26 protein-coding genes and 1 tRNA gene are annotated in these 24,777 nt (G+C 68.3%); 9 read left to right on the forward strand and 18 right to left on the reverse strand.

The genetic code is table 11. The features are described from left to right. Positions 1-7 precede the first annotated feature (7 nt). From pafA to ACO0LV_RS17235, 12 genes are all read right to left on the reverse strand, one after another. Positions 8-1,402, reverse strand: a complete 1,395-nt coding sequence (gene pafA / locus ACO0LV_RS17180) for a Pup--protein ligase (RefSeq protein WP_424789148.1) — start codon at positions 1,400-1,402, stop codon at positions 8-10. Further along, on the reverse strand, positions 1,399-2,106 hold the full coding sequence (gene prcA, locus ACO0LV_RS17185) for a proteasome subunit alpha (protein ID WP_424789149.1): 708 nt from the start codon (positions 2,104-2,106) through the stop codon (positions 1,399-1,401). Before prcA ends, pafA begins: the two co-directional genes overlap by 4 nt. Next, on the reverse strand, positions 2,103-2,939 hold the full coding sequence (prcB, locus tag ACO0LV_RS17190) for a proteasome subunit beta (RefSeq protein ID WP_424789150.1): 837 nt from the start codon (positions 2,937-2,939) through the stop codon (positions 2,103-2,105). The genes prcA and prcB overlap by 4 nt, the downstream gene beginning before the upstream one ends. Continuing rightward, entirely contained in the window at positions 2,936-3,127 is a 192-nt protein-coding gene (locus ACO0LV_RS17195; protein WP_424789151.1) for a ubiquitin-like protein Pup, read from the reverse strand. Before ACO0LV_RS17195 ends, prcB begins: the two co-directional genes overlap by 4 nt. Before the next feature lie 67 nt (positions 3,128-3,194). Continuing rightward, positions 3,195-4,793 (reverse strand): depupylase/deamidase Dop, encoded by a 1,599-nt coding sequence (dop, locus tag ACO0LV_RS17200; protein WP_424789152.1) that lies wholly within the window; start codon positions 4,791-4,793, stop codon positions 3,195-3,197. A gap of 38 nt (positions 4,794-4,831) precedes the next feature. Continuing rightward, positions 4,832-6,490: a proteasome ATPase gene (arc, locus tag ACO0LV_RS17205; RefSeq protein WP_424789153.1), complete on the reverse strand. Its 1,659-nt coding sequence runs from the start codon at positions 6,488-6,490 to the stop codon at positions 4,832-4,834. Positions 6,491-6,568: 78 nt separating this feature from the next. Continuing rightward, positions 6,569-7,690, reverse strand: a complete 1,122-nt coding sequence (locus tag ACO0LV_RS17210; RefSeq protein ID WP_424789154.1) for a tRNA (adenine-N1)-methyltransferase — start codon at positions 7,688-7,690, stop codon at positions 6,569-6,571. Positions 7,691-7,701: 11 nt separating this feature from the next. Continuing rightward, on the reverse strand, positions 7,702-8,817 hold the full coding sequence (locus tag ACO0LV_RS17215; RefSeq protein ID WP_424789155.1) for a site-2 protease family protein: 1,116 nt from the start codon (positions 8,815-8,817) through the stop codon (positions 7,702-7,704). A 25-nt stretch (positions 8,818-8,842) separates the two neighbouring features. Next, complete coding sequence (locus ACO0LV_RS17220) at positions 8,843-9,565, reverse strand: HAD family hydrolase (RefSeq protein ID WP_424789156.1); 723 nt, start codon at positions 9,563-9,565, stop codon at positions 8,843-8,845. 82 nt (positions 9,566-9,647) lie between these two features. Beyond that, positions 9,648-10,166, reverse strand: a complete 519-nt coding sequence (locus tag ACO0LV_RS17225; RefSeq protein WP_424789157.1) for a DUF2231 domain-containing protein — start codon at positions 10,164-10,166, stop codon at positions 9,648-9,650. Between the two features lie 210 nt (positions 10,167-10,376). Beyond that, a complete protein-coding gene (locus tag ACO0LV_RS17230; protein ID WP_424789158.1) occupies positions 10,377-11,078 on the reverse strand; it encodes a YqjF family protein in 702 nt (233 codons plus the stop codon). A 440-nt stretch (positions 11,079-11,518) separates the two neighbouring features. Further along, the gene (locus ACO0LV_RS17235; protein WP_424789159.1) at positions 11,519-11,677 is read right to left on the reverse strand and encodes a hypothetical protein; all 159 of its coding nucleotides are present in this window, start codon (positions 11,675-11,677) and stop codon (positions 11,519-11,521) included. A 95-nt stretch (positions 11,678-11,772) separates the two neighbouring features. Between ACO0LV_RS17235 and ACO0LV_RS17240 the strand changes: the two genes are divergently transcribed. Both ACO0LV_RS17240 and ACO0LV_RS17245 read left to right on the forward strand, forming a co-directional pair. After that, on the forward strand, positions 11,773-11,919 hold the full coding sequence (locus tag ACO0LV_RS17240; protein WP_424789160.1) for a hypothetical protein: 147 nt from the start codon (positions 11,773-11,775) through the stop codon (positions 11,917-11,919). Between the two features lie 83 nt (positions 11,920-12,002). Further along, a complete protein-coding gene (locus ACO0LV_RS17245) occupies positions 12,003-12,830 on the forward strand; it encodes a PAC2 family protein (RefSeq protein WP_424789195.1) in 828 nt (275 codons plus the stop codon). 8 nt (positions 12,831-12,838) lie between these two features. Here the strand turns inward: ACO0LV_RS17245 and mshC are convergent, their stop codons facing one another. After that, entirely contained in the window at positions 12,839-14,128 is a 1,290-nt protein-coding gene (gene mshC, locus ACO0LV_RS17250; RefSeq protein ID WP_424789161.1) for a cysteine--1-D-myo-inosityl 2-amino-2-deoxy-alpha-D-glucopyranoside ligase, read from the reverse strand. Between the two features lie 5 nt (positions 14,129-14,133). Continuing rightward, positions 14,134-15,006: an undecaprenyl-diphosphate phosphatase gene (locus ACO0LV_RS17255; protein ID WP_424789162.1), complete on the reverse strand. Its 873-nt coding sequence runs from the start codon at positions 15,004-15,006 to the stop codon at positions 14,134-14,136. 43 nt (positions 15,007-15,049) lie between these two features. On the opposite strand from ACO0LV_RS17255, the gene ACO0LV_RS17260 reads away from it, so the two are divergent. Then, on the forward strand, positions 15,050-16,015 hold the full coding sequence (locus ACO0LV_RS17260) for an aldo/keto reductase (RefSeq protein ID WP_424789163.1): 966 nt from the start codon (positions 15,050-15,052) through the stop codon (positions 16,013-16,015). Between the two features lie 7 nt (positions 16,016-16,022). Here ACO0LV_RS17260 and ACO0LV_RS17265 read toward each other — a convergent pair whose 3' ends face one another. After that, positions 16,023-16,334: a DNA primase gene (locus ACO0LV_RS17265; protein ID WP_424789164.1), complete on the reverse strand. Its 312-nt coding sequence runs from the start codon at positions 16,332-16,334 to the stop codon at positions 16,023-16,025. Positions 16,335-16,387: 53 nt separating this feature from the next. Between ACO0LV_RS17265 and ACO0LV_RS17270 the strand changes: the two genes are divergently transcribed. Beyond that, positions 16,388-16,609, forward strand: coding sequence for a DUF5703 family protein (locus ACO0LV_RS17270; RefSeq protein WP_424789165.1), 222 nt, complete (start codon positions 16,388-16,390; stop codon positions 16,607-16,609). 6 nt (positions 16,610-16,615) lie between these two features. Here the strand turns inward: ACO0LV_RS17270 and ACO0LV_RS17275 are convergent, their stop codons facing one another. Continuing rightward, entirely contained in the window at positions 16,616-17,920 is a 1,305-nt protein-coding gene (locus tag ACO0LV_RS17275; protein ID WP_424789166.1) for a M20/M25/M40 family metallo-hydrolase, read from the reverse strand. A 142-nt stretch (positions 17,921-18,062) separates the two neighbouring features. Beyond that, positions 18,063-18,275 carry a hypothetical protein gene (locus ACO0LV_RS17280; protein WP_424789167.1) on the reverse strand — a complete coding sequence of 71 codons (213 nt, stop codon included), beginning with the start codon at positions 18,273-18,275 and terminating at the stop codon, positions 18,063-18,065. Positions 18,276-18,849: 574 nt separating this feature from the next. Here ACO0LV_RS17280 and ACO0LV_RS17285 point away from each other — a divergent pair. Continuing rightward, positions 18,850-18,935 (forward strand) — tRNA-Leu (locus ACO0LV_RS17285). Between the two features lie 723 nt (positions 18,936-19,658). Continuing rightward, positions 19,659-21,116, forward strand: a complete 1,458-nt coding sequence (locus ACO0LV_RS17290) for an NlpC/P60 family protein (RefSeq protein ID WP_424789168.1) — start codon at positions 19,659-19,661, stop codon at positions 21,114-21,116. 186 nt (positions 21,117-21,302) lie between these two features. Here ACO0LV_RS17290 and ACO0LV_RS17295 read toward each other — a convergent pair whose 3' ends face one another. Then, on the reverse strand, positions 21,303-21,644 hold the full coding sequence (locus ACO0LV_RS17295; RefSeq protein WP_424789169.1) for a hypothetical protein: 342 nt from the start codon (positions 21,642-21,644) through the stop codon (positions 21,303-21,305). Between the two features lie 796 nt (positions 21,645-22,440). Here ACO0LV_RS17295 and ACO0LV_RS17300 point away from each other — a divergent pair. The 3 genes from ACO0LV_RS17300 to ACO0LV_RS17310 all read left to right on the forward strand — a co-directional run bounded on the left by ACO0LV_RS17300 (position 22,441) and on the right by ACO0LV_RS17310 (position 24,667). After that, positions 22,441-23,070, forward strand: a complete 630-nt coding sequence (locus tag ACO0LV_RS17300) for a DUF305 domain-containing protein (protein WP_424789170.1) — start codon at positions 22,441-22,443, stop codon at positions 23,068-23,070. A gap of 263 nt (positions 23,071-23,333) precedes the next feature. After that, positions 23,334-23,885 (forward strand): TlpA family protein disulfide reductase, encoded by a 552-nt coding sequence (locus ACO0LV_RS17305; RefSeq protein WP_424789171.1) that lies wholly within the window; start codon positions 23,334-23,336, stop codon positions 23,883-23,885. Continuing rightward, a complete protein-coding gene (locus ACO0LV_RS17310; protein WP_424789172.1) occupies positions 23,885-24,667 on the forward strand; it encodes a cytochrome c biogenesis CcdA family protein in 783 nt (260 codons plus the stop codon). The genes ACO0LV_RS17305 and ACO0LV_RS17310 overlap by 1 nt, the downstream gene beginning before the upstream one ends. Positions 24,668-24,777: the final 110 nt, after the last annotated feature.

Here is a 24,777-nt window from a genome sequence, read left to right on the forward strand (position 1 = left end):
CACTGCCTCAGATCACCGGCATCGGACCCGGGTGGGCCTCATCCATGCTGGCGATCAACCGGTCCACCCGCTCATCGGAGGAGCGGAACGGGTCCTTGCACAGCACCGTGCGGCCGGAGTAGTCGTTCAGTTTCAGGTGCACCCAATCCACGGTGAAGTCCCGGCGGCGCTCCGTTGCGGCACGGACGAAGTCGCCCCGGAGCTTGGCCCGGGTGGTCTGCGGCGGTGTGGTGGTCGCCGTCTCCACCTCCTCCGCCGAGACCATCGTGGCGGCCAGGCCGCGGGCCTCGAGTTTCGGGAACAACCCGTGCCGCGGTGAGATGTCGTGATAGGCCAGCAGCAGCCGGCTCACCCGGGCGTCGGTCAGCGGCAGGTCCTTCCCGGCCAGGTACCGGTCCAGGAGCCGTTTCTTGATCACCCAGTCAAGTTCGGTCTCAACCGGTTCGAGGTTCCCGGTGCGCAACCCCTCCAGCCCACGCGACCACAGGTCCAGCACCCAGCCGTCGTAGGGGCCGTGCTGGTCGCTCTCGGACAGGTAGGTGCGGGTGCGCTCCAGGTAGTACTCCTGAACTTCCAGGGCACTGGCCGTGGTGCCGTGCGCCAGCGGAACCTGGGTGGAGGCGGTCAGGTCGTGGGAGATCTGGCGGATCGCCCGCACCGGGTTGGCGAAGGTGAAGTCACGCAGGATCACCCCGGCTTCCAGCATCCGCAGGATCAGGTCGGTCATGCCCACCTTGAGCATCGTGGTGGTCTGGGACATCGAGGAGTCCCCGCTGATCACGTGCAGGCGGCGGTACAGGTCGGCGTCGGCGTGCGGTTCGTCCCGGGTGTTGATGATCGGGCGGGACCTGGTGGTGGCCGAGCTGGTCGCCTCCCACATGTGGTCGGCGCGCTGGGAGAAGCAGTACCGGGCCCCACCGCTCCCGGGCAGCACATGCCCGGCGCCGGTGAGGATCTGGCGGGTGATGAGGAACGGGATGAGCGCGTGGGCGGTACGGCTGAAGTCCGAGCGCCGCCGGATCAGGTAGTTCTCGTGGCACCCGTAGGAGTTCCCCGCCGAGTCCAGGTTGTTCTTGAACATGTGGATGGTGCCGTCGATACCGTCGGCGGCCATCCGTTCCTGGGCGTCGGCCAACAGCCCGACCATGATCTGCTCGCCGGCCTTGTCCTGAATGAGGAGCTGGCGGAGGTCATCACACTCGGCCGTGGCGTACTCGGGGTGGGACCCGACATCGAGGTACAGGCGCGCACCGTTGCCCAGGAACACGTTCGACGACCGGCCCCAGGCCACTACCTTGCGGAACAGGTACCGGGCGATCTCCTCGGCCGAGGGCGTGCGTCCCGAGGTGGTGTCCGAGGTGATGCCGAACTCGGTCTCCAGGCCGAAGATGCGCGCGGTCATTCGTTCAGCAACGATTCCAGGGCACTCGCATCGAGCCGACGGAACGCCCGGCGGGGCCGAGTCCGGTCCAATACGGCCGCTTCCAGGCCGGTAGCGGGTATCCGGCGCCGTTTCCCGCCCTCCTCGACCGCCGCATCCGGACTGCCCAGGGCGCTCACCGCCAGGCGCATCACCTCGCTCAGCTCCAGGCCGGTGCGCCACTGCTCGGCCACGATCCGGCCGAGCCGGTCAGCCGCACCACCCATGACCACGAAGCCGTGCTCGTCGCTGACCGACCCGTCGTAGGAGAGCCGGTAGATCTGGTCGGTGTCCTGATCCGCGCCTACCTCGGCGACGGCGATCTCGACCTCCAGTGGCTTGGACTCGGTGGTGAACACCGCCCCCAGGCTCTGCGCGTAGGCGTTGGCCAGGCCCCGGGCGTTGACGTCGGTGCGGTCGTAGGAGTAGCCACGCAGGTCCGCGTAGCGGATCCCGGCCACCCGCAGGTTCTCGAACTCGTTGTACTTGCCCACCGCGGCGAAGGCGATCCGGTCGTAGATCTCGGAGATCTTGTGCAATGCCCTGGAGGGGTTCTCAGTGACGAAGGCGATCCCGCCGACGTAGCCCAGTGCCACCACCGAGCGGCCGCGCGCGATGCCCTTGCGCGCGAAGTCCGCCCGGTCCTTCATCAGTTGTTCCGGGGAGACGTAGTACGCCTGCGTCATGACCGGTCTCCTTCCTCGGTCTCGGCGAGCCGGGCGTTGATCTCCTCGGCGTGTCGGCCCAGGTCCGGCGCCGGGATCCGGGTGAACCCCCCGACGTCGATGCGCACCACGACCGGGTAGATCTTGCGCAGCAGGTCCGGGCCGGCCGTTGCCGAGTCGTCATCCGCCGCGTCGACCAGGGCCCGCAGCGCGGTACGCACCGCGGCGTCGGGATCGAGGTCGGGTTGCCAGAGCTTCTTCAGTGAACCGCGGGCGTAGACCCCGCCGGATCCGACGGCGTGGTAGTCACGTTCCTCATACCGCCCGCCGACGACGTCGTAGGAGAAGATCCGACCGGTCCCCTCGCCCTGGTCGTAGCCGCCGAACAGCGGGATCGCGGCCAGACCCTGCAGAGCCAGGGGGAGGTTGGAACGGACCATCGTGGCCAGCCGGTTCGCCTTCCCCTCCAACGACAACAGCGCACCCTCGATCTTCTCGAAGTGCTCCAACTCGAGTTGGAACAGGCGCACCAGTTCCACTGCGAGGCCGGCGGTGCCGGCGATCCCGATCGCGGAGAACTCGTCGGCGGAGAACACCTTTTCCATCCGCCGGTGCGAGATCTGGGAACCCATCGTGGCGCGCCGGTCCCCGGCCATCACCACACCACCGGGGTAGGTCAGCGCGACGATGGTGGTGGCGTGGGGGGCCGGTAGCGAAGCCACGTCCAGTTCCTGCCCGGCATAGCGTCGCCCGGGAAGGAGTTCGGGTGCCGCCTCAGCCAGGAATTCAGTGAACGAGGCGCTACCCGGACGGGTGTAGACCGCCGGCAGCCGGTCCCCGGCTGCGCCGGTCACTGGCCGCCCTTCTGCACGAAGCCGCGAACGAACGTCTCCGCGTTGGTCTCCAGCACCTCATCGATCTCATCGAGGAGCGCATCGACCTCGGCATCCTGTGCGCGGGCACCCGCGCCGGTCGGGGCCGGAGTGGGTACGTCGTCGTCGGGCGGGTCGGACGGGCGCTTCTGCTCGAACTGGCGGGCCACCGATGCCTCCTAGTTATGCCGGGAGAACTGTTGCCTCGATCCTACGACGCGCGGGCTCGCCCCGGCGTCATGGATTGCCGAGTGCGGCGATCAGATCCTCTGCCCGCGGGTGCGCAGCCAGCAGATCACCTACGTGCTCGGCACTGCCCCGGTAGGGGTCGGAGGTCGGCACCCGCGTCAGGTGTGCCCGGCCGGGCAGGTCGAAGACCACCGCGTCCCAGTTCGCCGCCTCCACCTGGGGGCCGTACCGCCGGAGCGTCTCACCGCGGAAGTAGGCCCGGGTGTCCGACGGAGGGTTGGCGATGGCGTGCTCCACCTGCTGGTCATCGACCAGGATCTCCACTCCCCCCGCTGCGGCGAGGCGGGCGTAGACGCCCTTCTCCGGGCGTAGATCGGACCACTGCAGATCCATCGCGGCCAGGCGGTGGTCGTCCCAGTCCGTCCCCCGGCGGGCGCGCATGCCCTCCAGCAGGCGGAGTTTGGCCACCCACTCCACCTCCCGGGCGCACTGGGCCGGGTCGGTGGCCAGCCTGGACAGCACCTCGCGCCATCGCAGCAGGACGTCCCGGGTCTGCTCATCGACCCTGCCGCGCTCGTGCAGCGCCGCCCCGATCACGTCCGCGTAGATCTGCTGGATCTGTACCGCGGTCATGCTGCGGCCATCCTCCAGGTCCACCTTCTCCCCCAGGGTCAGGTCCCGGCTGATCGTGCGGACCGCCGCGACCGGGTCGGCCAGTCGGAGCGCGGACAGTTCTAGCGGGACCTGCCCGGTCTCCAGCAGCCAGAGCAGGAGCGCGGTGGTCCCGAGCTTCAGGTAATTCGACACCTGGACCAGGTTTGCGTCACCGATGATCACGTGCAGGCGCCGGTAGTCGCGGGGATCGGCGTGGGGTTCGTCCCTGGTGTTGATGATCGGGCGGCGCAGGGTCGTCTCCAGGCCGACCTCCGCCTCGATGAAGTCGGCCCGCTGGGAGATCTGGTAACCCGGGTTCTCGCCATGTTGACCAAGGCCCACCCGGCCCGCACCGCAGAAGATCTGCCGGGTCACCAGGAACGGGGTGAGGTAGTCCACGATGTCACCGAAGGGCACCCGGCGGTCCACCAGGTAGTTCTCGTGGGTGCCGTAGCTCGCACCCTTGCCATCGGTGTTGTTCTTGTACAGGGTCACAGTGGGCATGCCGGGGATCTGGGCGAGCAACCTGCTGGCTCGCAGCGCGATCTCGTCGCCGGCCCGGTCCCAGGTCAGCGCTGCCAGCGGTCCGATGGTCTCGGGTCCGGAGTACTCCGGATGGGCGTGGTCGACATAGAACCTGGCCCCATTGGTCAGCACGGCGTTGGCCACCAGCCCATGATCCGGCTCCGGCGCGCCGCGGCGCTGCTCCCGGATGTCCGGCAAGTGTGCCGCCGAAGCGGCCCCGCTCGCCTCGGATCCAGGGGTATCGGTGAGTTGGCTCGGATGGGCCGCCCCGCGCTCCAGCCGCCAGCCCCGGGCATCGTTGAGCGGATCCTCATCGGAGTAGTCCCACCGCGGTGAGGTGCCTTCCGGGAGCGCGTGGCGGGCGTAGGCGGTGACCACCTGGGCCGACATCAGCATCGGGTTCAGCCCGGGACTGTCGCCCATGATGCCGAACTCGGTCTCCATGCCCACGATCCGCCGCACACTCACCCACCCAGCCTAAGTGGCCCCACCGGTCGGCTGCGCGGCTAGAGGTACTGGCCGGTGGGGCGCACGGACTCGATGGTGCGGCCGGCCTCGGGTGAACCCTTGTGCTGCACGATCGTGCGGATGAACACGATCTGCTCACCCTTCTTGCCCGACACCCGCGCCCAGTCGTCGGGGTTGGTGGTGTTGGGCAGATCCTCGTTCTCCTTGAACTCCTCCAGCGCGGCGTCCAGCAGGTGCTCCACGCGGATGCCCCGCACCCCGGAGGCGAGCAGGTCCTTGATGGCCTTCTTCTTGGCCCGGTCCACCACGTTGGCGATCATCGCCCCGGAGTTGAAGTCCTTGAAGTACAAGATCTCCTTGTCCCCGCTGGCGTAGGTGACCTCGAGGAACTGGTTGTGCGGTTCGGTGGCGTACATCCGGCCTACCACCTGCTCGATCATCGCCGCCACCGCACAGTCCGCGTTGCCGTCGTGCTCGGCCAGGTCGTCGGGGTGAATCGGCAGGTCGGCCGTGAGGTACTTGCTGAAGATGTCCCGCGCGGCCTCGGCGTCGGGTCGTTCGATCTTGACCTTCGCGTCCAACCGCCCGGGGCGCAGGATCGCCGGGTCGATCATGTCCTCCCGGTTGGAGGCTCCGATCACGATGACGTTCTCCAGCCGTTCCACACCGTCGATCTCGCTGAGCAACTGGGGCACGATCGTGGTCTCCACGTCCGAGGACACCCCGGTGCCGCGGGTACGGAACAGCGACTCCATCTCATCGAAGAACACCACCACCGGGATCCCCTGGGAGGCCTTCTCCCGGGCCCGGGAGAAGATGAGGCGGATGTGCCGCTCGGTCTCCCCGACGAACTTGTTCAGCAGTTCGGGGCCCTTGACGTTGAGGAAGTAGGACCGCGCCCGACCGGCGGCGTCGGTTTCGGCGTCCTGGGCGGTGGCGGTCCTGGCCAGCGAGGTGGCCACCGCCTTGGCGATCAGGGTCTTTCCGCACCCGGGCGGGCCGTACAGCAACAGCCCCTTGGGGGGTTTGAGACCGTGTTCGCGGAACAGTTCCGGGTGGGCGAACGGCAGCTCCACGGCGTCACGGATCTGGTCGATCTGGGCCGCCAGGCCACCGATGTCGGAGTAGTCCACGTCCGGGACCTCCTCCAGCACCAGGTCCTCCACGTCCGAGCGCAGGATTCGCTCGAAGGCGAACCCGGTGCGCCCGTCCACGGTCAGGGTGTCCCCCACCCGTACGTGCTCGTCCTGCAGCGACCCGGCCAGTCGCACCACGCGCTCCTCATCGGAGCGGCCCAGCACCAGAGCCCGGTCCTCGTCGAGCATCTCCCGGACCGTGACCAGTTCCCCGACCGGCTCGAACCCGCCGACGCCGACCACGGTCATCGCCTCGTTCAGCTGCACCTCCTGGCCCAGGGTCAACTCCTCCAGGGCCACCGAGGGTGAGACGCCGAGCCGCAACTTGCGGCCGGCGGACATCACATCGGCGGTGCCGTCGGAGTGCGCGCGGACGAACAGTGCATAGGACCCCGGCGGCTTGCTCATCTCCTCCAGTTGGGTGCGCAACTCCACCAGTTGGGAACGCGCCGCGCTCAGTGCCTCGACCAGGCGTTCGTTCTTGCCGGCGAGGTCGATCGCCTGCTGGCGCAGTTCACGCTCGCGCCCCGAGGGCGCCCCACCGGTGTCCACTGAGGGCATCGAAACCTCCTGGTCACCACTGTAAGCCAGGACCGACGACGACGTCGCAGCGGAGTCGGCCTGGTGGCCGCACCCTGATCAGGGGGCTGGGTCTTGATCAGGGGCTGGGTCTTGATCAGGGGCTGGGTCTTGATCAGGGGCTGGGTCTTGATCAGGGGCTGGGTCGGCCCCGGCACCGGATCGTTCTTCCGGTGGGTTCGGGGAGTCGGCGGCGGCCGCACGCCGGCGCTGCTCGCGGCGCATCTTGCGCAGTCGCTTCGCGCTCATATCCCGCTCGGACAGGTCAGCGGAGAGATCGGCCTCGTCGAAGTCGGCCGCCGGTTCGGAGTAGGCCCCCGGCGCCGGACGACGACGGCGCAGCGGTGCCGGGGTGCCCGGTGCCATCCGCCTGGTGGTGAGCAGGAATCCGGTGTGGCCGATCATGCGGTGCTCGGGCCGCACCGCCAGGCCCTCCAGGTGCCAGCCGCGCACCATCGACTCCCAGGCCACCGGCTCGGTGAACCGCCCGTCGGCCTTCAGGTCCTCGGCCAGCCGGGAGAGTTGGGTGGCGGTGGCCACATAGGCCAGCAGTACCCCACCGGGGGCGAGCGCGACGGCGCACACCTCCAGGTTCTCCCACGGCGCCAGCATGTCCAGCAGGATCCGGTCCACCGAGCCCGGTTCGGCGCGCTCGGGCAACACCTCGGCCAGGTCCCCCACCGCCAGTTCCCACGCGGGGTGGTCACCGGCGAAGAAGTCGGTCACGTTGCCCTGGGCGATCTCGGCGAAGTCGGCGCGACGCTCCACCGACAGCAGCGAACCGTGATCACCCACCGCCCGCAGCAGCGACAAGGTCAGCGCCCCCGAACCCACCCCGGCCTCCACCACGCACGCCCCGGGGTAGATGTCGGCCTGGGTGACGATCTGCGCGGCGTCCTTGGGGTAGATCACCGCGGCACCACGGGGCATGGACAGCACGTAATCACTCAGCAGGGGTCGCAGCGCCAGGTAGGCCACCCCGCCACTGGTGGTGACCACGCTGCCCTCGGGCGCACCGATCAGTTCGTCGTGGGCGAAGGAGCCCCGGTGGGTATGGAAGACCTTGCCGGTCTCGAGCACGATGGTGCTCAGCCGTCCCTTGGGGTCGGTCAGTTGCACCTTGTCGCCCGGTCGCAGCAGGCCTCGGCGGACCTGGGCTCCGGTAGGGATGTCGTGGCTCACGGCCGGTGAGTCTACGCGCCCAGCGCGTCGATGACGTGCTTTACGTCGAGCACCCCGCGGATGCCGGTCCGCCCGCTCGCCGGCGCGCCGAGCACGACGATCGTGCCGGCACCTGCCTGTGCAGCCCTGGCGACCTGGGCGACCGCCTCACTCCCGCGGGTGGTGGAGATCACCGCCACCGGGGGCACCGGCACCGAGACGGCGCCGAGCGTGGTCCGCGGCCGGGACGGCGCGGGCACCGAAGCGGCGGCCTGGTGCTGGACCAGTCCGGTCGGGGCGCCGTCGGCGGCGGTCAGCACGGTCACCGTGTGGCCCCCGCCGGCGCGGTCCCAGTCGGTCAGGCTGGTGGTCTCGGGCAGCACGAGCGCCGGTTGCACCAGGGCGCTGAAATCCACCCCGGCGGTGGCTCGTTGGGCCTTGGCCCGGCGCACCTCGGCCTGCGCACCGAACCACAACACCCCGGCGATCAGCACTGCCCAGACCAGGCGGAAGGTGCCGGCTGCGCCCAGCAGCAACGGCCATATGCCCCAGAGGACCACCCCCAGGGCCAGCACCTGGCCGCCACGGGCGGCCACCATCGTGCCGCTGGCGCGGTTGCCGGAGAGTTTCCAGACCGCAGCCTCCAGGATCCGGCCCCCGTCCATCGGTAGGCCCGGAAGCAGGTTGAACGCCGCCAGGACGGCGTTGACGTACACCACCGCGGAGAGCATCACATCGGCTGCGCTTCCCTGGCCCGCTGTGATCGGTATCCACATGAGCCCGGCGATCAGGGCGTTCGCGGCCGGGCCGGCCACCGAGACCACAGCCGAGCGGCCCGGCCGGTCCAGGCCGTGGTCGAAGGCGGTGTGCCCGCCCCACAGGGTGAGCACGTACTCGGTGACGGGCACCCCGTAGAGCCGGGCGGTGAGCCCATGAGCCACCTCGTGGACCAGGATCGAAGCCAGCAGACCCGCCGGCAGCAGCGCCGCGATGAGATAGGTCCGCGGCGAGTCGCCGAGCAGCGCCTGGAACGTGGGCAGGAAGAGCACATACAGCACCGCCCCGAGCACCACCGAACCGGGCGCGAGGATCAGCGGCGTTCCCGCGATCCGCCCGATCCGCCAGCCCCGGGTGCGTGAGCGTCTCATCCCCGCCTGGTGCTTCCGGGCATCCTCACCGGCGCTGCCGGCAGGCGGTGAGGATCTGGCGCAGGTGGTGTACCGAGACCCCCTCGAGGGTGTCCAGCAGGACCCTCCCGGGTGCGGCGGGGATGGGCAGCAGCGCCGGCACCCCGATGGTGCAGGCACCTGAGGCCTGCGCGGCGGTCAGCCCCGGGACGGAGTCCTCGATCGCGATCGAGCCGGCGGCGCTGACGCCCAGCCGGTCCATCGCAGTGAGATAGGGCTCGGGGTGCGGCTTTCCGTTGCTGACGGTGTCACCGGTGACCACGGCGGAGAAGGTGCCCTCGGGCAGGGAGTCGATGAACACGTCGGCCAGTTGCGCGTACGACATCGTGACCAGTGCCAACGGCACGCGCCGGGCGCGCAGTTCGTGCAGGAGTTCGGCCGCCCCGGGTCGCCATGGGATGCCGCCGTCCGCGACCCGGAGGGTGACCCGGTCCAGCAGGGTCTGCACGATCTCCTCGGTGGTGCCGCGGATCCCGGCCCGTTCGCGCAGGTGCTGGGCCGAGACCGACAAGGGCAGCCCCACCAGTTCCAGGGCGAGGGACTCATCCCAGGTTCCCCCGTGTTCGGCGCACAGTTCCTGCTCAGCGGCGAGCCAGTGCGGCTCGGAGTCCATCAGGGTGCCGTCCATGTCCCATAGGACCGCTTCCAGTGGGTACCGCGGCTCAAGGGTCTCCTGACCTGCGAGAACGCTCTGAGAAGGGACATCCAAGATGGGCTCCAGCCGTCGTCATCCGCGAAACGATGTGCAGGAACAGGCTAGTCGCATCGAAGTGCCCGGTACCGCCACCGGATCAGCCGTGGTCGAAATGCTCGTGACGTGACCCCACCTTGCGGGCCACCGTCAGATGGCCCCCGAGTTGACCTGCGGCTGCCAGGGCGCCATTGGCGAGCATGCTGAGCATCACACCGGCACCGTGACGACCGCGGCGGCGCAGCAACCAGGAGGCAGCGTGCAGCCCGAGGGCCACCGAGTTGGCGCCGGCATGCACCAGGCCCACCCGCCGGCTGCGGGTGTCGGTGCCGGCCCACTCGGCCCACCCGGTGATCGCGGTCGGCAGCGCTGCCAGGATGCCGAAGCCCAGCAGTCGCCTGGCGGCGGGGCGGGTGCGGGCGCCGCCGGTCACGTCCAGCACCGCGGTGCTGAGCCAGGCGCCGATCGGTGCGTCGCTGAGCAGGGGATGCAGTGCGTGTCCCAGTGCATGACCGTGCAACATCCGCCGTCGGCCCGCATCGGCGACCAGTGCATCAGCCAACGGCTGGACCGAATCGGCGTAGTCGTCCAACACGTCGGCTTCTTCGATCCGACTCATCATGCGGACCAGCGTGGGTAGTCGACGACGCCTCATCCGAGGCTCCGGTCCGGAGCGGGCGAGCACCCAGTCATAAGGATCTCCTTCGGTCGCCTCGAGCGCACGATGCCAGTGTGCGTCAGGGTTGCCCCACGTGCATCCCGAGCAACCCGGTACACGTGGCGAGCGCGCCGTCGCGTCGGCTCCCCCAGCGGGCCCGGTATGACGGCCTCATACCGGCCGGGGCATCCCGATGCGCACGTGCACCAGTGGGGAGAAGTGCACCACCGGTGTCGTGTGCGGGTGCGGTAGTGCGTTCTCGGCGAACAACGCGGCCGGATCACACCTGGCCCGCGCGGTGTGCAGCGGCCAGGGCTCGTGCTCGATCGGGGTGCGCCAGATCCGTCCCCAGGCATGGCTGTACCCGTTCCATCTGCCGGTGAGGAAATTCTCGAGCGGGCTCGGATGCTCAATCCGCTCGCCGGCCTCCACCTCCGCGCCGAACCATCCATGGCCCGCCCGGCGTCGGGAGGTGTACTGAACCGCGCCATCGCGCTCACGCTGATCCGTGGTCGAACGCTGGTAGGACAGGCCGAGCTGGCGCAGCAGCACGGTGACGGGCAACCGTGAACACTCCAGGGAGAAGAACCAGACCCCGTCGTGCCCGTCTTCGCCGCGTACGTATGTACGCACGTTCACCTCGGTGAAGTCCGGCACGAGCGCGAAAGCGCCCTCCGGTGCACCGAAGTACTGAATCCGGAAGGGCGTGATGCTCACCCATGCGGCGTCCTCGAAGATGTCCACCGCCAGATGCGGCGGTATCAACGCCTGCAACCTCGCCGCCTCGATGGGCCAGTGCAGGAAGGTCAGGTCTCGCCAGTGCTGAACATTGACCGCGACGGGTACCCGGTACTCCGGATGTCGACTGGGCATCGCAACCCTCCGCCTCTGCCGGTGCCGCCGGATCCGCAAATGCTGAGCAGCACGGGACGGCTTAGCCTCGAATATGGTTTCTCACGCCAGCTCCGACCGCAACCCCGCACACGAGGTTCCGTCCGCCTCCCTCCTGGACGGGCTACGCGCTGACCCGGGTTCTGATGCCGGTGGCGGCCGGCGGTGCGATCGTGCGCCGCCCGCGGATGATGCTGCTCTCCCAGAAGGCGGGCCTTGACAAGCGAGCTGTGCGCACCATGCAGCACCTGCGAGACCGTTACGGCCCCGGACCGGTTCAGGTGCGGATGCCCTGGCGCCGGTTCACCTTCCTCCTGGAACGGACCAGGTGCACAGGGTGCTGAACGAGTCACCGGAACCGTTCTCCCCCTCCACCCGCGAGAAGCGCGGGGCCCTGGGTCACTTCCAACCCGAGGGGGTGCTCATCTCTTCCCCCCGAGGAACGCACCGTCCGCCGTCCCTTCAACGAACAGGTCCTGCAACCGCAGCGCCGTACCCATGAGCACGGGCAGCGGATGCACGAGGTGGTCGCCGAGGAGATGAACGCCCTGCGCGACCACGCCCGCATCTCCCGCGCGCACCGGTTCACCCCGGACCTGTGGCTGCGCGTGCGCACCGATGAAGACTGGCCGCTGGTGCCGTTCAGCGGTGGGCCGCGATGTGCCCGGGGCGGAACGTGGTCCTGCACACCGCCGGCGCGGCGTTGGCGCAGCTGGTCAGCGCCGAGGAGTTCACGCTGGTGGATCCACCGCTGAGCAGCCGGCGGGCACTGCCCGGTGGGATCAGCCCGTTCCACCTGCGATTCCGGCTCTCCGGGCCGTGACGACGTAGGCTATTGGGGTGAGTTCCGTCCCCCGCCACCGCCGTAGCGAAGAGCCCGACCCGGCCGATGAGATCCCCCCTGCCATGATGCTGGCCTCCTTCGAGGGCTGGAATGACGCCGGTTCCTCGGCGAGCACCGCGCTGAAGATGATCGCCGATGCCTGGGACGCCCGGGAGATGCGCGAGATCGACCCGGACTCCTACCACGACTTCCAGGTGAACCGACCGGTGGTCCAACGCACCCCGGACGGCTCCCGCGCGCTGACCTGGCCCTCCACCACCATCTCGGTGACGGTGACCCCGCAGACCGGTCGGCGCCTGGTGCTCGCCCGCGGCACCGAACCCTCACTGCGCTGGCGGGCCTACTGCAACGAGTTGCTGGACGCCGCCGAGGACCTGGACGCGGGCACCATCGTGTGCGTGGGCGCCCTGCTGGCCGACGTGCCGCACACCCGGCCGATACCCGTGCAGACCAGTTCGGACGACCCACGCGTGCAGGCCCTGCTCGGGGTGGAGGACGGCGACTACGAAGGACCCACCGGGATCGTGGGCGTGCTGGCGCAGATGGCGCTGGACCGCGGCCTGCACTCCTTGTCCATCTGGGCTGCCGTTCCGCACTACGTTGCCCAGCCCCCTTCCCCGAAGGCCACCCTGGCCCTGCTGACCGCTCTGGAGGAACTCCTCGGTGAGCCCGTGCCCACCGGGGACCTGGTAGAGGACTCCCGGGCCTGGCAGGACGGGGTGAATGAACTCGCCGAGGAGGACCCGGAGGTGGCCGAGTACGTGCGCCAACTGGAGGAGGCCAAGGACACCGCCGACCTTCCCGAGGCAAGCGGTGAAGCCATCGCGCGCGAGTTCGAGCGGTTCCTGCGCCGCCGCGACACCGGCGGCGGACCCATCTCCGGGAGTTGACCCCGGTTTCAGCCGGCCACTGCGCCCCGACCGGCGCGCAGGTCCACACCGAGTAGAGCATCGACGGCGTCCGCCACCAGGGCGGCATCGGCGGCGGTGGAGGTCCCGTCCGCCCAGGTGTCCACGGCCGCGAGGGCAGCCGGGGTGTCCAGATCCTCGGCGAGCGCCGAACGGACGCGGGCGAGGACGTCCTCGCCCGCCGAGCCCGCTCCCGATCCCGGCTTGCGGCCGGCGGCCTCGGCGTGCTGCAGCGCCCCCTGCCAGCGCTCCAAGCGCCGGGTGGCTTCGATGAGCAGTCCGGTGGTGTACTCCCAGTCCACCGAGTAGTGGTTGGCCAGCACCGCCAGGCGGATGGCCGCCGGTGGTACGTCGTCCAGCAGGTCGGAGACGAACACCAGGTTGCCCAGGGACTTGCTCATCTTCTCGCCCTGGTAGGCCACCAGGCCGGTGTGCACGAACGACGACGCCGGATCCGGGTTCCCGGTGAGCGCCCGCAGGTGGGAGGTGCTCATCTCGTGGTGGGGATAGATCAGGTCGTTGCCCCCGCCCTGGACGTGGAAGGGCACGCCCAGGAAGTGCTCGGCGATCACCGCGCACTCGATGTGCCAACCGGGGCGGCCCCGGCCCAGCGGACCGCCGTCGAAGTCCGGTTCGTCCGGGCGGGCGGCGCGCCACAGCAGTGGGTCCCTCGGGTGCTTCTTGCCCGGCACCTGCGGGTCACCGCCGCGTTCGGCGAAGTAGCGGTCCATGGTGGCCTCATCGAGCCGCCCGACACTGCCGGCCCGGTCATCGGAGGCGATGTCGGCGTAGATGTCCGGTCCCCGCTCGTCGTCCCCCGGGTGCACCCGGTACGCCCCACCGGCCTGCAGCATCCGCGCGACCGCCTCGGCCACCAGGTCCGTGGTCTCGGCCACCCCGATGTAGTGATCCGGGGCCAGCACGCGCAGCGCGCTCATGTCAGAGACGTACAGGGCCACCTGGTCCCGGGCCAGTTCCTGCCACGACACGCCGGTCTGGCGGGCCCGCTCCAACAGCGGGTCGTCCACGTCGGTGACGTTCTGCACGTAGTTCACCTGCAGGCCGGCATCACGCCAGGCGCGGACCAGGGTGTCGAAGGCGATGTAGGTGGCTGCGTGGCCCAGGTGGGTGGAGTCGTACGGGGTGATCCCGCATACGTAGATCCGCGCCTGCTCCTCCCTCACGGGCTGGGCCAGGCCACCGGTGAGGGTGTCGCGAACCCGGGGCGCGATACCGCCGGCAGGAAGGGTGGGTACGAGAGGGGAAGACCAGGACTGCACGTATCTCACCCTATCGGCGAAATGAGGGCATCCTCCGGCAGCGCGGTCAGCACCCCGGCGGCCAACAGACCGAACACCACCGCGGCCAGGATGATCCGGTAGATCACGAACGGCAGGTAGGAGTAGGTGGACACGATCCGCAGGAACGCGATGATCACCACGTAGCCCACTACTGCGGCCACGAGGGTGGCGAGTGCGGTGTTCGCCGGCCCCGCCTGACCGCCGGTGCCGGCGGAGCGGATCAGTTGGAAGAATCCCGAACCCATCACCGCCGGGATCGCCAGCAGGAAGGAGTACCGCGCGGCCGCCTCCCGGGTGTAGCCCATCAGCAGCCCTGCGGTGATGGTGCCGCCGGACCGGGACACCCCCGGGATCAGCGCCATCGCCTGGGCCAGGCCGAACAACAGCCCGTGCTTCCATGTCAGTTCCTCCAGGGTGCGCCGCTTGGCTCCCACCCGGTCCGCCCAGCCCAGGATCAGGGCGAAGATCGCCAGCACGGCGGCGGTGATGTACAGGTTCCGCAGCGCGTACTCGATGGTGTCGGCGAACGTCAGACCGGCGATCACGATCGGCAGGGAACCCAGAATGATCAGCCAGCCCATCCTGGCGTCGGGATCATCGGTGGAGATCTGCCGCCGCCAGGGCCCGATCGGCAGCGACTTGAACCAGTGACTGATGATCCGGGCGATATCCTTGCGGAAGTAGACCAGCACCGCGGTCTCCGTGCCGATCTGGGTGATCGCGGTGAACGCAGCACCCGGGTCGGTGCCGCCGGGCAACAACTCCCCCACGATTCGCAGGTGCGCGCTGGAGGAGATCGGCAGGAACTCCGTGAGCCCCTGCACCAATCCCAGAATGATCGCTTCCCACCATGTCACGACGCCCAAGACTAGACGTCCCGGACCGGTAGCCTTCACTGCCATGGACCTTCGGCGTGTGGGCAACAGTGGACTGCGGGTGGCCTCTGTCGGCCTGGGCACCCTCACCTGGGGCCGCGACACCGATGAACACGAAGCCGAGGAGCAGCTCCGGGCCTACCTCGATGCCGGCGGCAACCTGGTGGACACCTCGGCCACCTATGGCGACGGCACGGCCGAGGAGGTCATCGGCGCGCTCCTAGAACGCAGCGTGGACCGGGAGGAGGTGCTGCTGTGTTCCAAGGCCGGGGTGCGCACCGATGCCGCCGGCGCCCGCCCGGACACCTCTCGCGGGGCGCTGCTGGACTCCCTGGACGCCTCGCTGGACCGGCTGGGCACCGACCACCTGGACCTGTGGCTGGTGCAGGCCCCGGACGGGAGCACCCCGTTACGGGAGACGCTTTCGGCGCTGCGTGCGGCGGTGGCGTCCGGGCGCACCCGGTACGTGGGGCTGTCCAACTTCCCGGCCTGGCAGCTGGCCCGGGCGGCGACCCTGCTGGACACCGACGAGACGTTCCTGACCGCCGCGCAGATGGAGTACTCGCTGCTGCAGCGCGGCATCGAGCGGGAACTGGTGCCGGCCGCCGATGCGTGCGGCGTGGGCATCCTGGCCTGGTCCCCGTTGGGACGTGGGGTGCTGTCGGGCAAGTACCGCCGCTCGGTGCCGGCTGACTCCCGGGGAGCCTCTCCGCACCTGCGGGGCTTCGTCGAACCGTACCTGACCGCTCACGCCCGATCGGTGGTGGAGGCCGTGTCCACCGCCGCCGAGGGGCTGGGCCGCTCCCCCGTCGAAGTAGCCCTGGCCTGGGTGCGGGATGCACCCGGGGTGGCCTCCGCCGTCGTCGGGGCTCGTACCCCGGCACAGTTGCGCGGTTCGCTGGCCGCATCCGACCTGGAACTACCCGGGCAGATCCGGCAGGTGCTCGATGAGGTCACCGAGGTGGAGTTCGGCTACCCCGAGCGACGCTGATCATGTCTCACCGGTCGGCGTCGGGTTCGTCGAGTTCGTCCGCCGCCGGCAGGTCGTCGTCATCGTCGTCATCCACGTCGTCGACGTCGTCGTCCCAGTCGTCGTCATCGTCGTCGTCGCCGTCGTAGACGACGAACGGGGTGTCCACCTCGTAGGCGTCGTACAGCGCCTCGTCATAGGTGTCGAAGGCGTCCATGAGCGTATCGGCGGCGTCGATGACGGCCGGAGCGTCGCCGTCCCGGGCCCCGGCGACAGCGTGCAGGTGCGCGGTGAAGGCAGCGAAGAGCCGGTCCAGGGCGGCCTGCGGGTCAGTTGCCATATGCGCACGGTAGCGCGCATTGACCACGGGCGACAGACCTATAAGGTGTGCCCATGCAGGACGTGTCGATCCTGCCGGCGCAGACCGGCTCGGCTCATTACGAAACGCGGGTGTTCACCCTCCCCGCCCGATCCAGCAGGCACGATGTGCGCCGGTTGCTCACCGAGCACGCCGAGTACGGGCGCTGGGAACTGGCCCGGTTGTGCCTGTACGCCGGCGGGGAGCGCAAGGTGTGGCTTCGCCGCAAGATCTACCGGGTGCACTCCACGCTCTGAGCGGGCTCAACAGGTGCGCAGGAATCGCTCCAGCACTCGGACCCCGAACTCCAGCGAGGCCACCGGTACCCGCTCGTCCACACCGTGGAACATGCCGGCGAAGTCCAGTTCGGGCGGGAGCAGGAGCGGGACGAACCCGTAACCGGTGATGCCCAGTTTCGACAGGGCCTTGTTGTCGGTGCCGCCGGACAGCATGTAGGGCAGGACCACCGCACCGGGGTCCTCGGCGTCCAGGGCGGCGATCATCGCCTCGACCAGGTCGCCTTCGAAGGGGACCTCCAACGCGGTGTCGCGGTGGATCGGCTCCACCCGGACGTGCTCACCGGCAAGTTCGGCGATCTTGCTCACGGTGGCCTCTTCCTGTCCGGGCAGGAACCGCACGTCGATGGCCGCCTCGGCGCTGCCCGGGATCACGTTCGCCTTGTACCCGGCGTCGAGTTGGGTGGGGTTGGCGTTGCCCGACAGGGTGGCACCGACGAACTTGCTCGCCCCACCCAGGGAGTTGATCAGGACCTGCAGGGCCTCCGGGTTGTCCGGGTCCACGGTGGTGCCGGTCAGTTCGGCCACCCCGTCCAGGAGCTTGCGCACGGTGGGACCCAGGGTGATGTCCCACTGGTGCGCCCCGATCCGGGCCACGGCCGCGGCAAGGTGGGTGACGGCGTTCTCGGTGTTGATCTGCGAACCGTGGCCGGCGCGGCCCTCGGCGATCAGCCGGGTCCAGGCGATGCCCTTCTCGGCGGTCTGCAGCAGGTAGGCCCGGCGCCCGTTGACCTCCACACTGAAACCGCCGACCTCGCTGATCGCCTCGGTGGCTCCCTCGAACAGTTCGGGCCGGTTGTCCACGCTCCAGTGCGACCCCCACACCCCGCCGGCTTCCTCATCGGCGAAGAAGGCCACCACCAGGTCCCGGGGCGGGCGCCAGCCGGTGCGCTTCATGTCGCGCAGGACCGCCAGGATCATCGCGTCCATGTTCTTCATGTCCACGGCTCCGCGGCCCCAGATCATCCCGTCCATCTCGTCACCGCCGAACGGGTCCATCTTCCAGTCCTGGGCCTGGGCGGGCACCACGTCGGTGTGCCCGTGCACCACCAGCGCGGGCCGTTCCCGGTCGGTTCCCGGGATGCGCAGCACCACATTGGCACGCCGGTCGGTCGACTCGAAGTACTCCGGGTCCCAGCCGACCTCGGTCAGCTTCTCCATCACGAACTCAGCGGCCTCCCGCTCCCCCGGGCCGGACCCATCGCCGTAGTTGGAACTGTCGATCCGGATCAGCGAACGGCACAGGTCCACCACATCGAGTTCAGGGGTCATCTCTTCCACCAATCCACGTCGTTCCGGCACGGGTGGGCTCAAGGCCGCATCGAGGGCGGGCACGAGGCCTCATCTGTTCGCACGATACCGGTCGCGGGTGGGGCACCGCCGACGGCGATCGGAGGCTGCCGTATCCGGCGTGTCAGTATCCGAAGGCCAACGGCGCCTCGTCGTCGGTCTCCACCCACATCGACTTCGCCTGGGTGTACTCCGCCCGTCCGTCGGTTCCGCTGGAGCGGCCGAACCCGCTGTCGGCGAACCCACCGATGGTGACATCACGCCCAGTTTTCGCGCGCCGCGGCGCGGATCGAACCCAGTCTGGCCACCACTGCGACGTTGCGCAGAGCACGGTCATCGAGCACTCGCCGAGTGTGACACAGCCCACGGGGGCACCTGGGGGTCTCAGGGGCGCCCAGACCTGTGCGGCGGATCGGCGCGGATTGCCACTCGAGGCCGCAGGAGCCCAAGTTCACGCCCACCGAAGGCGTGTGAAGTTCCACGGCCGACACGGCGCCACCATGTTGAGTACGGGTTAACACCTTGTACACTGGTCACCGCCGGGAAAGAGTCCCCGTCCCCCTCGGAGACGTTGAGATCCCGGCTAAGTCGCGACGGCCGAACGGCCCCCCTCTGAACGGCCGGTCGCGCGACGGCCCCGAGGCCTTGCCTCGGGGCCGTCTTATATCTGCGGCCGATATCTGCGGCCGCCGATGTGGCCGGTTACCCGCCCCGAGGACGACGTGGCCGGTTACCCGCCCGATGACGACGCAGCAGGCCGGGTGCACAGGTGTGCGCAGGCCGCAATGGAAGCCGCGGCGAGGGTGTCCCGCACCACGCCCGCGGCAGTGTGCGCGGGGCGTCCGGGACCCTGTTCGCGTGATATCTTGGCGGGCGTCGTTTGGAGTTCACAGGACACGAGCGACACCCAGGTCCAGGTGGCGGAATTGGCAGACGCGCTAGCTTGAGGTGCTAGTGCCCTTTATCGGGCGTGGGGGTTCAAGTCCCCCTCTGGACACTCACACCTAGACACATCTAGACCCTTCTCGTAGCAGCCAACCGCATGATTTGGCGGTTCTCGCGGTCTTGGTTTCGCATCCTATGGCATCTAGTTCCACGGCGATACCCGCTGCGCAGCACACTAAATGGCACACCGATTAGCACACCAGCCGTAGCGGGGCACCGCCAACTGTCCCCCATCACCGAGGACGTCGAGGTGGCCCCAGGGCTGGTTTACCGGCCGCCCCGGAAAGCGGGACTAGTTGAGGGTCAAGCACCGCGAAACCCGTGAGTCATCTGCCTGCGCATGGGTCTAAGTAGACCGCTATTGCGTGCCAGCGGTCCGCAGGGTGCGCACCATCCGCACCGCAACGGCCTGCTACTCCTCGCTGTACCGACGTGCCGGCGGCCCTCCAGCGGTCTGTTTGTTCGCCATGACTCCATCCTCGCTTCCAAGGTCTGGAGTCTCCACCGAACCCAGTACGGTTCAGTTGCAAAACCCGCTGAACTGCGCCCACCCGCTTGGGACCGGATCCCACTGAAACCGGCGCTCCAGTCCAATGAGGCCGACGAGGGACGTGTGCTAGATGTGATAAATGTGAATATCGGTGTAGATGTTCACAAAGCTATTGGTGTGCCCTACGGTGTGCATGTGACAGGTCAACACGACACGCCGAAGCACTAGGCGCAGTTTCTCTCGGGATGGAGCGGTATGGGTTCAGCGCGGCCCGCACGTCGTGGTGTGGCATTCGTTTCTGCGCTTCTGTTGGGCGTCGGGCTCGGTGTCGGCTCAGCGGCTGCTAGTCCGCAGATCCCCAGCGAAGATGAGATCGACCAGTCCTGGCGGCAGGTCGAGGGTACTGCCGGGCAGGTAGCACAGCTTGAGGTACAACTGGCCGCCAACGCGGCTGACGTGGAGACCGCGCAGCAGGACGCGGCGATCGCCACCGACCAGTACAACCAGGCCGTGGTCGACCTGCAGGACGCCGAGGCCGCTGCGCAAACTGCCGCCGCCGACGCCGAGCGCGCGGATGCCGAGTTGCTGGTGGCCAGCCAGGACGTGGCCCGCCTGGCCATGGCCGCCTATCGCGACAACGGTGGGCTGGGCCACCTGGAGATGTTGGTCTCCTCCAGCGGAGTCAGCGATGTGCTCTACCGGGCCTCCGCCTTCGATCGGCTTGGGGGCGGTGCAGACGATGCGTTCCAGCGGTTGGACGCCGCTGAGATCATTGCCGCGCTGATGCACCTGCGCGCCGAGGAAGCGCTTGCCGAGCAGGCCGAGGTGGCGGCCGAACTCGAGATCGCCCACGACGAGGCCGAGCAGGCAGTCGCACACGCCGAACAGACCCAACAGGACACCCAGGCCCAACGCGGCGTGCTGATCGGGGAGTTGGCGCAGTTGCGCCAGACCTCCTACGAACTCGAGGAGCAACGTCAGGATGGGCTGGAGCAGCAGCGGCGGGAGCGGGAGAATGCCGCGGCAGCCGCAGCGCTGAACGTGCAGCCGGCGGCATCGGAATCGGATGTCTCCGCAGACGCAACTGGTGAGGACTCCGGTGGTGTCGACTCTGCTGATGAGGGCTCTGCTGCTTCCGACGACTCCGCGGACTCGGGACGTGCTGAGTCCGAAGACGACAGTTCCGATGGCCCCGGGGACTCCACCCCTTCACCAAGTCCGAGCCCAAGTCCAAGCCCGAGTCCGAGCCCGAGCCCAAGTCCGAGTCCGAGCCCGACCACCCCTCCTTCGGACGATGGCGGCTCCGGTAACGGTGACTCTGGCAGCGAGGACTCGGGTAACAGCGGTGGCAGCAATGGCGGCACCGGCGGGTCCGCTGCCAGCACCGGCCAGGCCGCGCTGAACTGGGCCATGGGCCAACTTGGTACGCCCTACCAGTGGGGTGGTGCCGGCCCGAACGGATATGACTGCTCCGGCCTGACTATGCGGGCATACCAGAACGCCGGGGTCAACCTGCCGCGTACCTCCAGGGAACAGTACGACGCCGTCAACAAAGTGCCTTTGGACCAGAGGCGACCCGGCGATCTGATCTTCTACTCCAACAACGGGCAGGCCAGTGGCATCTACCACGTGGCAATCTACGCCGGGAACGGCATGCGGGTGCAGTCTCCCCGGCCAGGTTCAACGGTAGAACACGTAACGGCATGGTGGACCAACGTGCTGCCGATGGCCGGCCGCCCCTGACCGGGCACAAGTTCAACTCGAGTTCGATAACGGTCGAGTTCGATGACTTGTGTTAAGTCGCAGGACATCGGTGCCGAAGACCAGCCGCACGGCGTCGGAGTCGGTTGACAAAGCCCTGGGCAGTTCGGCCTGCATGCTGGCCGGCCAGGTGTGCGGACCGGACCGGCACGTGCCACATGCGGGCGGCTATGTGCGGGACTGTCCAAGTTCGACACTTCTGTCATAGGCGGTACGCACCTGCTCCAGGTCCACACCGGCCCGCACGCAGTCGGCGATGCCGGCGGGGCCGAGGTTGCGGTCCAGGTAGGCCCCGAAGTCGGGCTCGTCTTTACCGGCCGGCACCCACCGGGCGCACTCGGTAGCGTTGTTGCCGGCGAAGGTTGCCGCCGTCTGCAGGTCTCCTGCCAGTCCGATTTCGTCCAGGTGTGCAAGTTCATCGGCGTCGAGTCCGCGGTTCCAGCGCTGGATGCAGCCTTTGCGCCATCCGGGTCCGCGACGGGCCATCGGCTCGGGCAAGTCGTACGGCATTTCGGAGGGGTGGGCGCGGGTCAGTTCACTGCCCGCCCAGTGGGAGTCCTCACCGACGAAGCCGAATGCTCCCCGGTATGGGTCGTGCCAGGCGCGGGCGTCGGAGGCCAGCCACGCCGGCGACGCAGGTGCGTGGCACCCAGTGGGTAGCCGAGTGCACCACGGCCAGGGGCTTGCGGGCGGCTTGCCCCGGTGAGCGGTCAAACGGGGACTCTTGTGACATGTGCGCTGCGATGTCCGAATCGAGTCATCTGCCGACGACGGTGGCTTAAGGCGCAAGTTGCAGGGCCACATCTGAGGTGACGCGGGGCAACTCGGCGAACTGGCCACCGCTCGGTTGGCCTAAGGGCTGGCGTGCGATGTCCTGATTTCTCATGGTCATCATGTGTGCGGGACGAGTGGAGACGTCGAGGTCACGAGCGGGTGGCCTACTGGTGCCGGTTGTCGTCCAATGGTCCCCTGCTCAGCCAGCAGTACGTGCATTGCCGGGCTCGTGGTGGAGCACCCGCATGGGTACCGATCGCGACGGGGTGAGGTCCAACTTGTCAGAGTTGCAGCCAGGCATGGGGAAACCGTGTTCAGCCAGTCGATGGCCAACCCTCGGCGCGGGGATGATGTGGTCGATGAAGACTCGATGAAGATTCGCCGGTCTCCGATCGTGGCGGCCTGTCCCCGCGTGCGGCGTGGTTAGCCTGGACGAAACCCCTCAAGGGGACGACCCTGCGGCTGGGAGGTTGCTGCGGTGCTCATGCCCGCCGGCCCGGGTCGAACGAAATTCACTAGATCTTGGAGAGCCGTGCCACCCACCACCCGACTCACCACAGTTGTGGGTGGGATTTCGCTTGCCATAACTCTGGCCGCGTGCGGCGATAGCGGGGTTACCCCGTCGAGCGAGCCAGCCAGCGTTACCGCCGTCGAGACGACTGACAGCCCACCGGGAATCGATGACCACGGTTGGCATAACGACGACGACACGATGTTCGCTCAGATGATGATCATCCACCATGAGGGTGCCATCGAGATGGCTGACCTGGCCGTGGAGCGGGCCGACAGCCAGCAGGTGCGTAGTTTGGCTGAGGGCATCTCTGCGGCTCAGGGTCCTGAGATTCGACAGATGACTTCGTGGCTGGAGTTTTGGGACGAAGAGGTCTCCCCGCCGGCGCACGACGTTATGGCTCATGAGGGCATGGAGATGGAGGGTATGAACCAGCAGGAGGCCATGTCCGAGTTGGAGTCGCTCTCGGGTGCTGGCTTCGACCGGCGCTTTTTGGAACTCATGATCGCTCACCATCGTGGTGCGGTCGAGATGGCCGAGACCCATGTGTACGCGGGACAAAACCGCGAAGCGCTGGAACTCGCAAAAACGATCATCATTGACCAGCAAGATGAGATAACCCAGATGGAAGAACTTCTTGAAGGACTCTGACGCCTTGGCTTCGGCGGATAAGTTGCTCCGGCTCCTCCGCTGGTCTCTGATCCCGCTCTCCGGAAGGCAGCAGGCCATCCCGGCTAGAAAGGGCATATACCACCCGAGGGTCCCCGCCGGCGGTCGGAGTGAGTGAGTTCATGATCGAGCCCATTGGACAGACGGTCGCGAGCAAGGCACGCAAACCGCGAGCGTACGCCGCCGGTAAGAGAGTTGGCCGTGCTCGCGTACTAACGCCGAGGGGATGGGTCCTGAGTGTCGTGATGGTTCTGGCGTTGGTGGCTGGATGCACGAGCGCCGATGGCGGGAGCGGCGACGCCGCATCCGATGTCGCGGGTGCCGGATATGTCGCCGGGGATGGCAGCGTGGAGACGTGGGCGGCTGCGGACCGCGGTGCAGCGGTGGACTTGTCCGGGGTGTCCTATGACTCCGAGGACATCGACCTGGCGGACCTGCGTGGTCAGGTGGTGGTGGTGAACTTCTGGTACGCCAATTGCCCCCCGTGCCGCAAGGAAGCCCCCGACCTGGCTGAGTTGTCCGAGCAGTACGAGCCCGACGGCGTGCGGTTCCTGGGAGTGAATCACATCGACGCACCGGGTACCGCTCAGGCTTTCGAGCGGCGTTTCGCCATCCCTTACCCATCGCTGCATGACAGTGAGTCTGCTGGGGTGGCCGCCATGCAGGGGGTGGTGCCGTTGCGGGCGATGCCTACCACGGTGGTGCTGGACCGCGAGGGCCGGGTGGCCGCCCGGATACTGGGGTTGGCCGAGCGCAGCGTCTTGTCCACGCTGATCGCAGAGACGCTGGAGGAGTAATGGGCTGGCTGGAGCAGTTGGGCGCTGATTTCGCCCAGACCATCTATAGCGGTCCGGTGCTGGCCGCGTTGCCGGTGGCGCTGCTGGCCGGACTGGTCTCCTTTGCCTCCCCCTGCGTGCTGCCGTTAGTACCTGGTTACGTGGGTTACGTCTCTGGGATGAGCGGGGCCGATACGCCGGGTCAGGGTGAGGCCGGGCGCGGTTCCAAGATGCGGCTGCTGTTCGGGGTGGGCCTGTTCATTCTCGGGTTCACCGCGGTGTTCGTCGCCCTGACGATGGCGCTGAGCACCGCCGGGTTGTGGCTGGTGCGCTGGCAGGACCTGATCACCCGGCTGCTGGGGGTGCTGGTAGTGGTGTTGGGTTTGGCGTTCATCGGCAAGGTTGGGTTCCTGCAACGGCAGTTGCGTCTGCCGGTCAGCCCCAGGGCTGGGGTGTTGGGCGCTCCGGTACTGGGCGTGGTCTTCGGGTTGGGCTGGACCCCGTGTATGGGTCCCACCCTGGCTGCAGTGCTGGCCCTGGCCCACGACGCCGCTGACCCCGGCCGGGCACTCGTGCTGGTGATCGCCTACTGCCTGGGTCTGGGAGTGCCGTTCGTGATGGTGGGCTTGGGGATGAAGTCCTCGGAGAAGATGATGGGATTCATGCGTCGTCACCGTGTGGTGATCATGCGCACCGGGGGAATCATGCTGGTGCTCATCGGCCTGGCTCTGGTCACTGGGTTGTGGGGGGCGTTGACGCAGTGGATGCAGGGCTACATCGCCAACTTCGAGACGATCATCTGATGCCCGGCTACATCCCAGAGGGCCTGCGCGGCTCGGAGCAAGACGACTCCGGCCTCCCAGCACCGCACGGCCCCGCCCCGTCGGCGGGCAGTGCCGGCGATGCCGTTAAG

It is taken from the genome of Pseudactinotalea sp. Z1739, assembly GCF_049725055.1.
In the GTDB taxonomy this organism is placed as follows: Bacteria; Actinomycetota; Actinomycetes; order Actinomycetales; family Beutenbergiaceae; genus CALKWS01.

Coding starts and splice junctions, on each gene's coding strand:
- pafA (WP_424789148.1), bottom strand. CDS start 1,402: ATGACCGCGCGCATCTTCGGCCTGGAGACCGAGTTCGGCATCACCTCG.
- prcA (WP_424789149.1), bottom strand. CDS start 2,106: ATGACGCAGGCGTACTACGTCTCCCCGGAACAACTGATGAAGGACCGG.
- arc (WP_424789153.1), bottom strand. CDS start 6,490: ATGCCCTCAGTGGACACCGGTGGGGCGCCCTCGGGGCGCGAGCGTGAA.
- ACO0LV_RS17215 (WP_424789155.1), bottom strand. CDS start 8,817: ATGAGACGCTCACGCACCCGGGGCTGGCGGATCGGGCGGATCGCGGGA.
- ACO0LV_RS17225 (WP_424789157.1), bottom strand. CDS start 10,166: ATGAGTCGGATCGAAGAAGCCGACGTGTTGGACGACTACGCCGATTCG.
- ACO0LV_RS17230 (WP_424789158.1), bottom strand. CDS start 11,078: ATGCCCAGTCGACATCCGGAGTACCGGGTACCCGTCGCGGTCAATGTT.
- ACO0LV_RS17245 (WP_424789195.1), top strand. CDS start 12,003: ATGATGCTGGCCTCCTTCGAGGGCTGGAATGACGCCGGTTCCTCGGCG.
- ACO0LV_RS17260 (WP_424789163.1), top strand. CDS start 15,050: ATGGACCTTCGGCGTGTGGGCAACAGTGGACTGCGGGTGGCCTCTGTC.
- ACO0LV_RS17265 (WP_424789164.1), bottom strand. CDS start 16,334: ATGGCAACTGACCCGCAGGCCGCCCTGGACCGGCTCTTCGCTGCCTTC.
- ACO0LV_RS17270 (WP_424789165.1), top strand. CDS start 16,388: ATGCAGGACGTGTCGATCCTGCCGGCGCAGACCGGCTCGGCTCATTAC.
- ACO0LV_RS17275 (WP_424789166.1), bottom strand. CDS start 17,920: ATGACCCCTGAACTCGATGTGGTGGACCTGTGCCGTTCGCTGATCCGG.
- ACO0LV_RS17280 (WP_424789167.1), bottom strand. CDS start 18,275: ATGACCGTGCTCTGCGCAACGTCGCAGTGGTGGCCAGACTGGGTTCGA.
- ACO0LV_RS17295 (WP_424789169.1), bottom strand. CDS start 21,644: ATGCCGTACGACTTGCCCGAGCCGATGGCCCGTCGCGGACCCGGATGG.
- ACO0LV_RS17305 (WP_424789171.1), top strand. CDS start 23,334: ATGGTTCTGGCGTTGGTGGCTGGATGCACGAGCGCCGATGGCGGGAGC.
- ACO0LV_RS17310 (WP_424789172.1), top strand. CDS start 23,885: ATGGGCTGGCTGGAGCAGTTGGGCGCTGATTTCGCCCAGACCATCTAT.